Origin of the sequence: Haemophilus paraphrohaemolyticus, from assembly GCF_002015045.1 — a bacterium.
Lineage (GTDB): Bacteria > Pseudomonadota > Gammaproteobacteria > Enterobacterales > Pasteurellaceae > Haemophilus_A > Haemophilus_A paraphrohaemolyticus.
This window is the reverse complement of sequence record NZ_MUXX01000012.1, coordinates 419766-435155: the sequence shown is the minus strand read 5'-3', so window position 1 is coordinate 435155 and position 15390 is coordinate 419766. Positions and strand designations below refer to the sequence as shown.

At 40.3% G+C, this 15390-nt stretch carries 13 protein-coding genes; 6 read left to right on the top strand and 7 right to left on the bottom strand.

Translation table 11 applies throughout. The features are described 5' to 3' along the window. The first annotated feature begins 117 nt into the window (after window positions 1–117). The 3 genes from B0184_RS07590 to apaH all read left to right on the top strand — a co-directional run bounded on the left by B0184_RS07590 (window position 118) and on the right by apaH (window position 3493). Complete coding sequence (locus B0184_RS07590) at window positions 118–1962, top strand: DEAD/DEAH box helicase (RefSeq protein WP_039851492.1); 1845 nt, start codon at window positions 118–120, stop codon at window positions 1960–1962. Between the two features lie 183 nt (window positions 1963–2145). Further along, complete coding sequence (gene tadA / locus B0184_RS07585; RefSeq protein ID WP_005709843.1) at window positions 2146–2679, top strand: tRNA adenosine(34) deaminase TadA; 534 nt, start codon at window positions 2146–2148, stop codon at window positions 2677–2679. A 1-nt stretch (window position 2680) separates the two neighbouring features. Next, window positions 2681–3493 carry a bis(5'-nucleosyl)-tetraphosphatase (symmetrical) ApaH gene (gene apaH, locus B0184_RS07580; protein ID WP_005709947.1) on the top strand — a complete coding sequence of 271 codons (813 nt, stop codon included), beginning with the start codon at window positions 2681–2683 and terminating at the stop codon, window positions 3491–3493. A gap of 70 nt (window positions 3494–3563) precedes the next feature. Here the strand turns inward: apaH and B0184_RS07575 are convergent, their stop codons facing one another. From B0184_RS07575 to B0184_RS07560, 4 genes are all read right to left on the bottom strand, one after another. Beyond that, window positions 3564–5009 carry an alanine/glycine:cation symporter family protein gene (locus B0184_RS07575; protein WP_005710038.1) on the bottom strand — a complete coding sequence of 482 codons (1446 nt, stop codon included), beginning with the start codon at window positions 5007–5009 and terminating at the stop codon, window positions 3564–3566. Window positions 5010–5322: 313 nt separating this feature from the next. After that, complete coding sequence (csrA, locus tag B0184_RS07570; protein WP_039851661.1) at window positions 5323–5505, bottom strand: carbon storage regulator CsrA; 183 nt, start codon at window positions 5503–5505, stop codon at window positions 5323–5325. An 82-nt stretch (window positions 5506–5587) separates the two neighbouring features. Beyond that, window positions 5588–8212, bottom strand: a complete 2625-nt coding sequence (gene alaS, locus B0184_RS07565; protein WP_039851640.1) for an alanine--tRNA ligase — start codon at window positions 8210–8212, stop codon at window positions 5588–5590. A gap of 221 nt (window positions 8213–8433) precedes the next feature. Then, complete coding sequence (locus B0184_RS07560) at window positions 8434–8859, bottom strand: universal stress protein (RefSeq protein ID WP_005709938.1); 426 nt, start codon at window positions 8857–8859, stop codon at window positions 8434–8436. A 220-nt stretch (window positions 8860–9079) separates the two neighbouring features. Between B0184_RS07560 and B0184_RS07555 the strand changes: the two genes are divergently transcribed. Further along, complete coding sequence (locus B0184_RS07555) at window positions 9080–9862, top strand: FNR family transcription factor (protein ID WP_005710011.1); 783 nt, start codon at window positions 9080–9082, stop codon at window positions 9860–9862. A 77-nt stretch (window positions 9863–9939) separates the two neighbouring features. Here B0184_RS07555 and B0184_RS07550 read toward each other — a convergent pair whose 3' ends face one another. Both B0184_RS07550 and glnE read right to left on the bottom strand, forming a co-directional pair. Further along, window positions 9940–10317, bottom strand: coding sequence for a YacL family protein (locus tag B0184_RS07550; protein WP_005709990.1), 378 nt, complete (start codon window positions 10315–10317; stop codon window positions 9940–9942). A gap of 59 nt (window positions 10318–10376) precedes the next feature. Further along, window positions 10377–13238: a bifunctional [glutamate--ammonia ligase]-adenylyl-L-tyrosine phosphorylase/[glutamate--ammonia-ligase] adenylyltransferase gene (glnE, locus tag B0184_RS07545; protein ID WP_005709882.1), complete on the bottom strand. Its 2862-nt coding sequence runs from the start codon at window positions 13236–13238 to the stop codon at window positions 10377–10379. Between the two features lie 200 nt (window positions 13239–13438). On the opposite strand from glnE, the gene rpsO reads away from it, so the two are divergent. Together rpsO and B0184_RS07535 are read left to right on the top strand one after the other, a co-directional pair. Then, entirely contained in the window at window positions 13439–13708 is a 270-nt protein-coding gene (gene rpsO / locus B0184_RS07540; protein WP_039851642.1) for a 30S ribosomal protein S15, read from the top strand. Window positions 13709–13781: 73 nt separating this feature from the next. Then, window positions 13782–14639, top strand: coding sequence for a DUF808 domain-containing protein (locus tag B0184_RS07535; protein WP_005709896.1), 858 nt, complete (start codon window positions 13782–13784; stop codon window positions 14637–14639). Window positions 14640–14706: 67 nt separating this feature from the next. On the opposite strand, the gene B0184_RS07530 is transcribed toward B0184_RS07535, so the two are convergent. After that, complete coding sequence (locus tag B0184_RS07530) at window positions 14707–15300, bottom strand: GDSL-type esterase/lipase family protein (protein ID WP_005709876.1); 594 nt, start codon at window positions 15298–15300, stop codon at window positions 14707–14709. Between the last annotated feature and the right edge of the window lie 90 nt (window positions 15301–15390).

The following is a 15390-nucleotide window of genomic DNA, read 5'->3' as shown; positions in this document are numbered from 1 at the left end:
AGTTATAAAAAGCACTGATTGCTTTCTATTTATTTTTCTTACCTAAACGCTCAACAATATATTTTGACTCGTTTCTTTGCATTTACGGCAAAGAAACTTCCTTTTATTTGGAATTTTATGACTGAAACAACTATGACTTTCGCCGATTTAGGCTTACCACAATCTATTCTTGATGCTGTAAACGATATGGGTTTTGTAACCCCATCGCCAATCCAACAAGAGTGTATTCCCCACTTATTAAATGGTCGCGATGTACTAGGTATGGCACAAACGGGTAGTGGTAAAACGGCGGCATTCTCTCTCCCGCTTCTTGCTCAAATTGATTCTGAAGCTCGTCATCCACAAATGTTGGTGATGGCACCAACCCGTGAACTTGCCATCCAAGTAGCAGATGCGTGTGAACAATTTACGAGAAATATGCGTGGCGTGCGTGTAGTAACCGTTTATGGCGGACAGCGTTACGACATTCAATTACGTGCGTTAAAACAAGGTTCTCAAGTGGTTGTAGGTACACCTGGTCGTATTTTGGATCACATTAACCGTGGTACATTAGATTTATCGCAACTTAAATTCATCGTATTAGATGAAGCGGATGAAATGTTGCGAATGGGCTTTATTGACGATGTAGAAACGGTGATGGCGGAATTGCCAGAACAGCACCAAACCGCACTTTTCTCTGCAACGATGCCAGAGCCAATTCGTCGTATTACTAAACGTTTTATGAACGATCCGCAAGAGGTGAAAATCAAAGCAACGCAACGTTCTGCCCCTGATATTACCCAAAGCTATTGGATGGTAAACGGCTTCCGTAAAAATGATGCATTACTACGTTTCTTAGAAGTGGAAGAGTTTGATGCAGCGATTATTTTTACTCGTACCAAAACAGGCACTATTGATATTACGGAACTTTGTGAGCGAAATGGCTACCGTACTGCTGCACTCAATGGCGATATGACTCAACAAGCGCGTGAGCAAACGTTAGATAAACTTAAATCTGGACGTTTAGATATTTTAGTGGCAACCGATGTGGCGGCTCGTGGTATTGATATTGAACGTATCAGCCTTGTGGTGAACTATGATATTCCACTTGATGCGGAGTCTTACGTGCACCGTATTGGTCGTACAGGTCGTGCAGGTCGTTCTGGTCGTGCATTGTTATTTGTTGAACCACGTGAGCGCCGTTTATTACGCAACATTGAGCATCTTATCAAGAAACCAATTGATGAAGTGGCGATTCCAAACCACGAAATTTTAATGGCAAAACGCCGTGAGAAATTCAAGGCCCGTATTGAAGCGCAATTAGAACATCACGATTTAGAAAAATACCGTGCATTGTTGGAAGATTTATTCACTGCAGACCAAGATCACGAAGAACTTGCTGCGGCAATGATGATGTTATTGCAAGAGAAACAAAAACTGATTCTTCCGCCAGATCCAGTCGTGAAACCAAGCCGTGAGCGTGGTCGTCGTGACCGTAACGAACGTGTAGACCGTCGCGATGATCGCCGTAGTGGACGTGAGCAACGCGAAGGCACAGGCGTTGCAATGGATTTATATCGTATCGAATTAGGTCGTGAAGATGGTGTAGAAGTGCGTCATATCGTGGGTGCAATTGCTAACGAAGGCGATATTAGTAGCCGTTTCATTGGGCATATTAAATTGCACGATACTTATTCAACCATCGAACTTCCGCAAGGTATGCCAAACCACTTGGTGCAACACTTTGCCCAAAAAGCACGCGTGTTGAACAAGCAAATGCAGATGTCGCTGTTAGGTCCTGTTGATGGTGCAAACAGTCAACCATTTGAAGGTAGAGGTCGTGGAGAACGTAATGACCGTCGCCCTGAACGTGGTGGACGTGGTTTTGACCGCAGAGATGACCGCCGTGATGATCGTGGTTTCAACGATCGTAAAAAAGGTGGTTTTAAAGAGAAACGTTTTAACGAGCGTGGTCGTCGTTAATTAAGCCTTGTACCTATGGCTCTTGCCATAGGTTACGCATAAACCAGCCCCTTTGGGGCTGTTTTAATTTAGTAACTGTGCTGCTCTTAGTGTAGGGGCGTGTTGCACCGCCGGATATTCCAGCAATGTCAAAGGGCGTGTGCAACACGCCCCTACACCAAGAACAATAATTTATTTTATATTATGTTCATCCAATCCATTCAAACCCATTGCACACTCGATTACTCCGAACAAGACTTATATTGGCTTAAATACGCGCTCACGCTTGCTGAAAAAGCCGAAACCATAGGTGAAATTCCTGTTGGCGCAGTGGTCATTGATAAAGACGGCAATAAAATTGGCGAGGGCTGGAACCAATCTATTTTGCTCAACGATCCCACCGCTCACGCAGAAATGCTGGCAATCCGCCAAGCAGGAGAGCATCTTCAAAATTACCGTCTGATCGATTGTACGCTTTATGTTACACTTGAGCCGTGTACAATGTGCGCGGGTGCGATTCTGCATAGCCGTATCGGGCGATTAGTCTTTGGTGCAAGTGATTACAAAACAGGGGCGATAGGCTCACGTTTTCATCTGTTTGAAGATTTCAAAATGAACCATTTGCTTGAAATTTGCGGTGGCGTGTTACGAGAAAAATGTAGCCAAAAAATGAGTGCGTTTTTCAAAAAGAGACGATTAGAGCAGAAGCAATCAAAAGAAACAAAGAAGGAAGAGTAATATGGCAACTTATATCGTAGGCGACTTACACGGCTGTTTTAAAGAATTTCAACTGCTGTTAGAAAAAACTCAGTTCGATGAAAAACAAGATGAAATTTGGCTTACGGGCGATTTGGTGGCTCGAGGCGATGATTCGTTAGCTTGTTTACGTTTTGTCAAAGATTTAGGCGAAAAAGCCCAAACTGTGCTAGGTAACCACGATCTGCATCTTCTTTCTACTTTGTTAGGCATCAAACGAGTAAAACCCTCTGATAAAGTGGAACCAATTTTTGAAGCACCAGATCGTGAAGAATTACAAAATTGGCTGAGAAATCAACCGATTATGGCTCAACATCCAAAGCATAAATTTCTACTTGTGCACGCTGGCATTAGCCCTGAATGGGATTTAACTACCGCAATTCAATGTGCAAGAGAAGCAGAAACCGTGCTAAAAAGCGAGAGTTATGCTGATTATATCGCGAAAATGTATGAAAATTATCCCGACCATTGGGATGACAATTTACAAGGCATTGAGCGTTGGCGTTACATCGTGAATATTTTCACCCGAATGCGTTTTTGCTATTTAGACAAGCGGTTAGATTTTGCTTGTAAATTGCCAATCGAAGAAGCTCCAACTGAATTAAAAGCGTGGTTTGAATTAGATAATCCACTCTTTAATGACCAAGAAATCATTTTCGGGCATTGGGCAAGTCTAATGGGAAAATGTACTCGCCCGAATATTTATGCGTTAGATACGGGTTGTGCGTGGGGTAATCATCTTACGATGATGAGATGGGAAGATAAGCAGACTTTTACGCAAGAGAGATTAAAGTAGGAGATTCTAAGAAAAATAAAAATGCGTGGATTTGATCAAACAAATACCACGCATTTTATTGATGTTTTAACTATTCTTTCGATTTCCAAATTAACGGATCAACACCTCTGTGAATGAGATCTTGATGTTCTTCAATACGGAACACAGGTTCTTGTTTCGCTTTTAGCTGACGAACATAGTCTTTTAAAATTCGCCATACTAGTGGGGAAAGAATTAAAATTGCAATCAAGTTGATGATTGCCATGGTTGCCATTACTGTGTCAGCAAATGCCCAAACAATCCCACCATCACGCACTGCACCAAAATAAACGAAGAACAATACGATTGCGCGGAAGCCCCATACAAACCATGCTTTGTTTTTGATGTAGCGAATATTCGTTTCTGCGTAAGCGTAGTTACCGATAATTGAGGTGTAGCAGAATAGTAACAAGATAAACGCTAAGAAATGCACGCCAAATTCGCCCAAGTGATATTGCAGTGCGATTTGGGTAAGTTCCACGCCTTTTAAGGTTTCGTTGCCATAGTTGTCAGACATTAAGATGATAACGGCTGTACAAGTACAAACTACAATGGTATCCACAAATACACCAAGCATTTGGATTAAACCTTGGCTTGCGGGGTGTTTTGCATCGGATGTTGCTGCTGAGTTTGGTGCAGATCCCATCCCCGCTTCGTTTGAGAATAAGCCACGTTTAATCCCCATTAACATCGTTTTTGACACAATACTACCAAACATCCCCCCCGCAACGGCGGAGAAATCAAAGGCACTTGAGATGATCATTGATAAAATAGCAGGCACTTTGCTGATATTCATTCCAAGAATAATAACTGCAATGATCAAATAGAATAACGCCATTGTTGGCACTACTTTTGCGGAAACTTGTCCGATACGTTTAATTCCGCCAGCGATAATAACAGCGGTTAAGATTACAAGCACAACACCCACTGATTTAGCATCCCAAGCCCATGCTTTACTCGTTGCCGCAACAATAGAGTTAGATTGAACGGCGTTAAATGCAAAACCAAATGTAAAGATCAGGGTAATCGCAAACGCAATCGCAAGCGGTTTACATTTCAACCCTCGAGTGATGTAGTAAGCTGGGCCACCACGGAACATACCGTTTGGATCACGGGTTTTATAAAGCTGAGCGAGTGAAGATTCCGCAAAAGCCGAGCTCATCCCCATCAAAGCGGTAAGCCACATCCAGAATACAGCACCAGGTCCACCTAAGGCAATTGCAGTTGCGACACCACCAATATTACCTACACCCACGCGGCTAGCTAAGCCAGTAGTGAAAGCTTGGAATGGAGTTAAAGAATTACCATCAGCGGAACGTCCTCCCCACATTTCTCGTAAACTTTGTGGGAGTAAACGTAATTGTACTAAGCCTGTTGTAATAGTAAAAAATAGCCCTGTGCCTAAAAGCAAGAGAATCGTGATATCCCAAATTGGTCCATCTAAAGTATTAACGATCCAGTTTAATACGGCCTCAAAGCCTGAAACAATAAAATCCATAAGACCTCTCAAATTAAAAAGTAAACGATTGCATTGTAACCTTTTTTTAGATTTTGAAAACTTTTTTTAATGCTTTTTATAAAAAAAAGTATATTAAAATAGCTAGTTTGATGTTAATAGCTAAATATAAAAGGCCACTTACTATAAATAAGTGACCTTTTATTAAAATTACAGAGATTATTTACATTCAAAATATAGAGCTAAAATGATCCGATAATATAAATTTATAAAATTTACTAAACACTTAAAACACAGATTGAATGTCTACTGAGAAAGTTCGCTACTATCAATATTTTCTTTCTTATGAAACTAGCTACTCAGATTTTTGAGTCTCAGCATCTTTAATTTTTTGATAGATTTCCTGTCTATGAACTCCAATATCCTTAGGTGCATTTACACCTAGCTTTACTTGACTTCCTCGTACACTAAGTACGGTAATTTCTACATCATCTCCTACGAGTAAACTTTCTCCTGTTTTCCGAGTTAAAATAAGCATTGCTACCTCCAAGATAAAAGACCCAATAAAATTTTTAAGGTCAAGGCAAGGCTGATTCATTCTTCCTTGCCTAGGTATTAAATTATAATTTTGCTTGAATCCATTCTTGTGCAAAGTTCAGTGCTTGTAATAAATTTTGTGGTTCAGAGCCACCGGCCATTGCCATATCTGGACGACCACCACCCTTACCACCGACTTGTTTTGCCATTTCACCGACTAACTCGCCAGCTTTCACTTTTGAGGTTAAATCGGTGGTTACTCCTACAATCAAGTTCACTTTTTCATCAGCTACTGATCCTATAACTACTATGGCACTTCCGAGTTGATTTTTCAAGTCATCAACCATTGTTCTTAGGGTTTTCGCTTCCGCATTATCTAATTGAGTTACCACTACATTTACGCCATTGATTTGTTGAGCTTGTTTTACAAGTTCAGAACCTGCAAGAGCAGCTTGTTTATCTTTAAGTTGTTGTAACTCTTTTTCAGTGCGTTTTGATTTGTCTTGTAATTGCTGGATTTTCTCCACAAGTGAGGCGTTATCTGCTTTTAATAATTCTGCAGAATGCTGTAATACTTGTTGTAATTGATGGATCCAAGCAACTGTTGTTTCGCCCGTGATTGCTTCAACACGGCGAACACCTGCCGCAACTGCACTCTCAGAGGTGAGTTTAAAGAAACCAATCTCTCCTGTACGTTGGACGTGTGTACCACCACAAAGTTCGATCGAAAATGTACTCATTTCAACAACACGTACCACATCACCATATTTTTCACCGAAGAGAGCCATTGCACCTTTTGCTTTTGCAGCATCAATGCCCATCTCTTCAATGATAACAGGAATATTCTCACGAATTTTACAGTTTACGATACGTTCGATTTCCTCAAGTTGAGCTTTAGTAATCGCTTCTGGTTGAGAGAAGTCAAAACGTAAGCCGTTTTCGTTTACTAATGACCCTTTTTGAGCAACGTGTTCACCCAATACTTCACGTAATGCAGAGTGTAATAAGTGGGTTGCAGAGTGGTTTAGCTCAATGTTGTGACGACGAGTTGCATTCACTTCGGCATAAATTTTATCGCCTACGCGTAATTCGCCTGATTCCACTTGACCATAATGACCAAACACTTGACCATATTTTTGTGTATCAATTACGTTAAATTGGCAAATTTCTGATGAAATTAGACCGCTATCACCTACTTGCCCCCCCATTTCTGCGTAGAATGGCGTTTTGTCTAAGATGATAATGGCTGTTTCGCCAGATTGAATTGTATCAACCCCTTTACCTTGGCTGAATAATCCAACCACAGTTGCCTCAGTTGTTAAATGATCGTAACCAACAAATTTGGTTATGCTGTCTACTTTGATGACATTGCTGTAATCTGCACTAAAGTTACTGCTCGCTTTTGCACGCTCACGTTGAGCTGTCATTTCATCATCAAAGCCTGCTTCGTCAATTAAAATATCACGCTCACGACAAACGTCAGCGGTTAAATCAAGCGGGAAGCCATAAGTATCATAAAGTTTGAATGCTACTTTACCTGAAAGGGTTTTGTTTTCCACTTTCGTTAATGCATCTTCAAGCAGTGCTAAACCACGTTCCAGTGTACGAGCAAATTGCTCTTCTTCTGATTTTAATGTTTGTTGAATGAAAGCTTGTTTCTGTGCAACGATTTCACCAGCGTGCCCCATTACTTCTGCAAGTGTTGGTACTAATTTATAGAAGAATGCTTCTTTTGCACCTAATAAGTTACCGTGGCGCACTGCACGACGAATAATACGGCGAAGAACATAGCCACGCCCTTCATTTGAAGGCACAACACCGTCAGCAATTAAATATGAGCAAGAACGAATGTGGTCTGCGATTACGCGTAATGATTTGTTATCTAAATCTTTAACGTCTAATAATTCTGCTGTTGTTTTGATGAGTGTTTGGAAAATATCTGTTTCGTAGTTTGAGTTTACGTGCTGCATAACTGCTGTCATACGTTCTAAACCCATACCTGTATCAACAGATGGTTTTGGTAATTTTTCCATTGTGCCATCGGCTAAGCGGTTGAATTGCATAAACACAATGTTCCAAACTTCGATATAACGGTCGCCATCTTCTTCAGGTGTACCCGGTAGACCACCCCAGTATTTTTCACCGTGGTCGTAGAAAATTTCAGTACAAGGACCGCAAGGGCCTGTGTCACCCATTGCCCAGAAGTTATCGGATGCATATGGTGCACCTTTATTGTCGCCGATACGAATAATGTGCTCAGCTGGCACGCCTACAAGAGTATGCCAAATATCGTAAGCTTCATCGTCTGTTTCATAAACAGTGACGTAGAGTTTTTCTTTCGGCAAACCTAACCATTCTGGTGAAGTTAAAAACTCCCAACCAAATTGGATTGCATCACGTTTAAAATAATCACCAAAGCTAAAATTCCCCATCATTTCAAAGAAAGTATGATGGCGAGCTGTATAGCCTACGTTTTCTAAGTCGTTGTGTTTACCACCCGCACGTACACAGCGTTGTGCCGTTGTAGCTCTAGTGTAAGGACGTTTTTCTAGGCCAAGAAAAACATCTTTAAATTGGTTCATACCAGCATTGGTAAAGAGTAGAGTAGGGTCATTTTCGGGAACTAACGAACTACTTTCTACCACAGTGTGTCCTTTACTATGGAAAAAATCCAAGAAGGACTGTCTAATTTGCGATGTTGTTTTCATTCTAATAACGCTCGTTTTAAAATAAAAAGATTGATTCAATCGTTATGTATAACTGTACTATTCTACACATTTTTCAGGTGAAATTGTGAAAATAATATAAGAAAAGCAATGAATTTTATTTATACTGTTATTTATTTGTCAAATTTTTAGCAAAAAATAACCGCTTGAGCTCTTTTATTGCACAAGCGGTTATTCTTAAACGCTACAAATATGCTTGTTTTCTATTCATCATCTAATGGAACAACTAACATATCCACGGTCACGCTATTCATTACTTGGCGAGTTGAAGACATAAATTTGCTCCAGAAATCTTGGTGGTGTCCAGTGATGAGTAAGTCAACACCATATTTAGCCACGGCTTCTTCAATAACTTGAGAGAAATCGCCTGTGCCATTGAGTTTTTCCGAAACTGGGTAATCTATTTTGCTCGCAAGTTCATCTAATGCTTTCGTTGTTTCAACTGAAACGTTATCTTGTACGGCAGACATATTGATATCAATTAAACCCGTATATAAATCGGAAAAATTGACATCAACATGGATAACCGATAATTTCGCTCCACATTTTTCTGCAAGTCCAGCACCTTTACGTAATAAAATAAGACTCTCTTCAGAAAGATCGACTGCAACCAAGATGTGTTTGTACATAATAGACTCCTTATTGTCTCTGCTTTGGTCTTTTTCGTTTCTATACTAGCAAATAATTGCGAAGAAAAATGAGATATACTTCTCATTTTTGAAATTTCTTGGAATAAATTCACTAAAAAAATTAACTATCTTGAGGTAAAAGTTATACTTTCTTCATTCAAAAATAAATGGTAAACTTTGCTCGAAATCAAACTTTTATAGAATTTATGCGGAAATGGTTATGAAAATTGTGCCAGAGGCAAAACCACAAGGAAGAACCGGCTGTACGATCCACTGCCAAAATTGTAGTATTAGCCAACTTTGCCTCCCTTTTACGTTAAGCGAACATGAATTAACTCAGCTTGATAACATCATTGAGCGTAAAAAACCTGTACAAAAATCTCAAATTATTTTCCAATCTGGTGATGAACTTCGCTCAATTTATGCTCTTCGTTCTGGCACATTAAAAAGCTACACATTAAGCGAAAATGGCGAAGAACAAATCACAGCTTTTCATCTTCCAGGTGATCTGATTGGCTTTGATGCTATTATGAATATGAAACACGTAGGTTTCGCACAGGCTTTAGAAACGGCTATGATCTGCGAAATTCCGTTTGATATTCTAGATGATCTTGCTGGTAAAATGCCTAAAATTCGTCATCAAATTATGCGTTTAATGAGTAATGAAATCAAAAGCGATCAAGAAATGATTTTATTACTTTCAAAAATGAGTGCAGAAGAAAAACTAGCAGCATTTTTATATAATCTTTCCCAACGCTATGCTGCTCGTGGTTTTTCAGCTCGTGAGTTTCGTTTAACAATGACTCGTGGTGATATTGGCAATTATCTTGGCTTAACTATTGAGACTATTAGTCGTTTACTTGGTCGTTTCCAAAAATCAGGTATGATTACCGTGCAAGGAAAATACATTACGATCAATCAGATGGATGTATTAGCTGAAATGGCAGCTGGCACAAAAAATCAAATTACAGTGAAGAATGTTGATGATGCTTGCTGTTCTTAATTACTAACGGAAAAACGGATGTCTAGTTTAGAAATCCGTTTTTGGTATTACAGGGGTATTATATGCTCCTTAAGTTTTTAATGATAGGTCTTCATAAATTTCTGATACGCTTTCAAAAAAGTCTCAAAATCATCTACCCCACAAAAAGCAATACTCTCTTCGTTATAGAAATTAAACCCCTCTTCCATCATAGACTCATCAAAATCATCTTCTAAATTATTCGCTTTCACCATCACTTCATCACTGATGAAATAGAGGCTGTACTCCTTGCCCTCGACAACAAATTCATATTGATTTGGGTAAGCGGCCTTGCAACGTTCGATCTCGGCTAAAATGGTATTTAAAGCTTTATGATCGCCCGCAATTTCATTGTTTAGCCAACGGGCAAACGCTTCGTGATCCATTGAGCAACGGGTAATCACACCGTGCATTGTATGGTTAAATTGATATTCCATCTTTCCTCCGTTTAAAATCAGCTTATTATATGCTACTTATCTGTTTCAAGCGGTTGTTTTTACTGAAAAATTTGCAACCACATTTGCCCAACAAAATCCCGTTCCGTTTCAAATTCACTCATCGGCACGCAACTTGGTTGGCGCAATAAATTCAAGTGATGAATGCGGTTTCGCATTGCAGTGTAGCAATATTTGAGCTGTTCGCCTGCGTGTTCGGTTAGAATGCCACACGCCATTGCCGTGTCGAAAATGCGGACATTATCCGACCAAACAGCCATCTCTGGCGAAGTTTCTGCATTCGCCAACACCAAATATTGGGCGATAAATTCAATATCAGTAATCCCACCTTTGTCGGTTTTTAAGTTAAATTCGACCGCTTGCGGTTGGGTTAAATGCTGATACATTTTGGCTCTCATTCCTGTAATTTCTGCTTTAAGCATTACCTCATCACGTTTTTTCGCTAAAGTTGATTGACGAATTTGATCAAATTCAGCTTTTAAAATTTCTGTACCATAAACGCATCTTGCTCGCACAAGCGCTTGGCTTTCCCACGTCCACGCTTCGTTTTTTTGGTAGAAATCATAGGCATTGAAAGTGCTGACTAAAAGCCCCGCTTCGCCCGATGGTCGTAATCGCATATCCACTTCATATAACACGCCAGCACTGGTGTTGAGGTTAAAAATTGAGTTTATTTTTTGGGCGAGTTTTAAGTAGAACTGATGGCTAGAAACCGATTTCCGTCCGCCAACCGTTTCGCTATTTTCAGGTGCATTATGGAGGAAAACCAAGTCTAAATCGGAATTGTAGCCTAACTCAATACCGCCTAATTTTCCGTAACCTATCACCGCAAAACCTTTCTCATTTTCGCTTAGATGCTTGGGCACGCCAAAACGTTGGCTGACCGCTTTCCACGCCATATTCACTACCGCGCCGATAATTGCTTCGGCAAGGTAGGTAAGATGATCGCTAATTTTCATCACAGGTAGTACGCCCATAATATCAGCAGAGGTAATGTGCAAAATCTGGCTCTGCTTAAATTGCCGCAACGCATCAATCAATGCTTCTTCATCCTCTTCTGGGATTCGCACCAAGTAATCGGTTAAGGCAGCTTGATAATCGTGAAAATTAATCACTTGCGTTAAACCTTTATTGCTCATCAATTCATCCAGCAACATTGGATAACGGGCAATCTGCTCAGCAATCATAATCGACTGGCCACACAGTGTAATCAGCTGTGGCAAAATCTGCTCTTTTTCAGCAAGCAATTCCAAATAGGTAGTTCGGGTAGTGATTTTGTCCAAAATATTGAGCAAACGAGGCAATAAAATCAGGTAATTCGGTTGGTTGAAAATTTGGTCAAGCACCGTTGGCAATAGCGTTCGTAATACTTCACGCCCACGCACACCAATGGGTTTACGCACCCAATCTTGCAGCGTTGTAGCAAGCCAGCGAAAAATTTCGGCATAATCACTTTCAGCTACCGCATATTCTTTCAACACGCTTGCCAAATCTTCCTCGCTCATTTCATGGCTTAAAATATCTTTCCATAGGGCGATTTTTCCATTTACAAGTGGTTCATTTTCCGTTTCATCTTGACCAATCAATTCACTGAATACGGCTCGCACTTTTTTCTGATATTCCTCCAACACTAGTAAGAAATCTGCCCAAGTTTGGATTGAATGTTCAATCCACGTTTCGCCCTGCTCAGCTTCAATCAGATATTTTTGCGTGGCTAAAATCAGACATTGCTGAGCCTGCTCGTCCGTTGGCAAGGTTTGGGTTTGTTTGTCATCAATCGCCTGCAACACATTTTCCACTTGACGGAACAAGAGATAAGCCGAACGCAGATCTTGAATTTGATCTTTACTCAGTAATCCTAGCTCTGCCAAACGCGGAAGCACCGTAAGCAGGCTTCTCTCTTGTAGAATTTTATCACGACCACCTCGCATCATTTGAAAGGTTTGCACGATAAATTCAACTTCGCGAATACCGCCCGCACCGAGCTTAATGTTATCTACCAAATTACGGCGTACTACCTCACGGCTGATCTTCTCTTTCATTTCCCGCAACGATTGGATCGCACTGAAATCTAAATAGCGGCGATAAACGAACGGGCGCAACATCTGTTTCAAATAGCGGTGGTTGAGATTGCTCAAATCTTCCCCCAAGATTTTTGCTTTAATCATCGCATAGCGTTCCCAATCTCGCCCTTGTTCTTGGTAATAATCTTCCATTGAAGCAAAACTGAGCACCAATGAGCCGCTATCACCAAAAGGGCGCAATCGCATATCGGTGCGATACGCGAAACCCTCTGCGGTCACTTCATCTAACGCACGAATTAAACGCTGCCCAAGTCTGGTAAAAAATTTGCTATTTTCGACCGCTTTCCGCCCGCCAACCGTTTCGCCTGCATCAGGGTAGACAAAAATCAGATCAATATCTGACGAGAAATTAAGCTCCCGTCCGCCTAATTTGCCCATTCCTAAAATCAGTAACTCTTGCGGTTCATTGAGGCTATTCATCGGCACGCCGTATTCCGCACAACAATGCTGATAGAGCCAATCGCGGGCTTGCAAAATAATCGTTTCCGCTAAATCAGAAAGGGCTTGGAAGACAAACTCGACGCTGGCTAATTTATTCGATTGAATAAAACTAAGCGTTGCCATCTCTCGATGGCGAAACAAGCGAAGTTCTCTACCCAATTGCTCTTCATCTTGCACATTTTGCAGTATTTTGGCTAAGCGCTCAGCATAATGCGTACAATCTTGCGAACTAGGTAGGTTCTTAAGCCATTGGTTTAGCAATTCAGGCTGAGATAAAAGTGTGCGTTTTATAAAACTAGACATTGAAATCGCATTTACAAGCGATGGATTTTCAGCGATTTTTTGCGAAAGTGTTGGGGGGAAAGTGGAAAGTGGCATAAAATCTCCGAAATTTGGTCAAGTTCGTGCCATAATTTACCGCTTGTAAAATAAAATCGCAACGCCTACTTTCTTGCATTTACCTTAATTTAAGCTTGCATTGCTAGGTATTTCACATTAAAATCCACACCTCTTGTCGTAGCTGAGTTAGAGATCGGCTATTGATGTATGTTCAACCCTTAACAAAAAGGAAAATTAAGATGTCTCTAAGCGTAGAAGCAAAAGCACAAATCGTTGCTGAATTTGGTCGTGATGCAAAAGATACTGGTTCTTCAGAAGTTCAAATTGCATTATTAACAGCTCAAATCAACCATTTACAAGCTCACTTTGCTACACATAAAAAAGATCACCACGGTCGTCGCGGTTTATTACGTATGGTTTCACGTCGTCGTAAATTATTAGACTACTTAAAACGAACTGATCTTGCTAAATATTCAGAAATCATCGCACGTTTAGGTTTACGTCGCTAATTTCCGAAATTTGGAATTTGAAGACCGAGCAGTTTTGCTCGGTTTTTTTATAGATTATATTCAAGGAAAAACTATGGCTTTTAGCTCTCTCTTTACCTTATTAGATGATATCGCAGCGGTGTTGGACGATGTTTCTATAATGACCAAAATGGCTGCTAAGAAAACAGCAGGTGTGATTGGTGATGATTTGGCCTTAAATGCCAACCAGGCTAGCGGTAAAGACATCTCTCCTGAGCAAGAATTACCGATTGTTTGGGCTGTGGCGAAAGGATCGCTGCTTAACAAGGTGATTTTAATTCCTCTTGCCCTTCTTCTCTCCATCTATTTACCGCAAGCCATTACGGTATTATTGATTATCGGTGGTGCTTATCTCTGTTTCGAAGGTGTAGAAAAATTATTGCATAAATTCTTACACCACGCAGAAAACACTGAAGATGAAAATAGCGTTTCAAAAGAGGTCAAAATCAAAGGAGCAATTCGCACCGATTTTATTCTTTCTGCGGAAATTATTATCATCGCACTTGGTGTGTTGCAAGAAAGCAGTACGATGACCAAAATTCTCTCACTCTCTGCGGTCGGGATTGGTATTACCGTATTTGTTTATGGCTTGGTGGGGTTAATCGTGAAATTAGATGATATCGGCTTATGGATGATGAAAAAGAAAGGCACATTCTTGCAATTCATAGGACGCAGCCTGCTCTTTATTATGCCTTGGTTTATGAAATCATTATCCGTTATTGGTACCATTGCAATGTTCTTGGTTGGTGGAGGTATTTTCTCTCATAACGTACCAGCCATTCATCACTGGGTAGGACATTTCGCTATTCCAACTTCATTCTCCTCTGCACTTGATTTCGTAGTAGGAGTTATCGTTGGTGCTATCGCTTGTGCAGTAATTTTACCTGCGATGAAGTTATTTTCGAAGAAATAAATTTATCTCTCTCCCCTTGTGGGAGAGTTTTGAAAAAAAATCTATAAGATTTTTTGAGGGAGAGAGGTTACAAATACGCCTCTAAAATCTCTCTTAAAATTGCATACCCTTTCTCGTTATAATGCAATCCATCTACTGTCAAACTACGATCTAAATTTCCCTCGTTATCCAAGAATTTGTCATAAGTCGGAATAAAGACTAAAGGTGCGAAACAATGTGCGTTGAAATAAGCATTCATCGCTTGAATTTCTGCATTAGTCACGGTTTCGATACGGTTTACTGGCGTTGCTTCCAACAAGAAATAACGTGTATTAAACTCTGCAAGCGGTTGTGTTTCTTGGATTATTTGCGAAATCCAATCTAGTACTTGTTGAGGCGAATAATTAGGCTCTTTCACGATATCATTTACGCCCAAAAAGATAAACACCGTTTTGCCTAGATGCTGAATATGTTGCGGTTTGGCGATCACATCTAAGTATTGGCGTGTGCTGGTGCCAGAAAGCCCTAAATTCGCCACACTCTGTCCTTTTAGGGTTAAAGTTTTCTCAAAACCTTCCCACATGTCAAACAACGAATGCCCCATTAACGTGACATTGGCTCGTTTTTCAAACTCAATTTGTTTGGTTTGATAACGATTGAAAATATCTTGATCGGTCAGCATAGCTTTCTCCTAAAAAATAGGCATATACCTAAAAATATACACTCAATGATTATAATGAATTTGGCATATTGCTCCAGAGTGAAATATTAG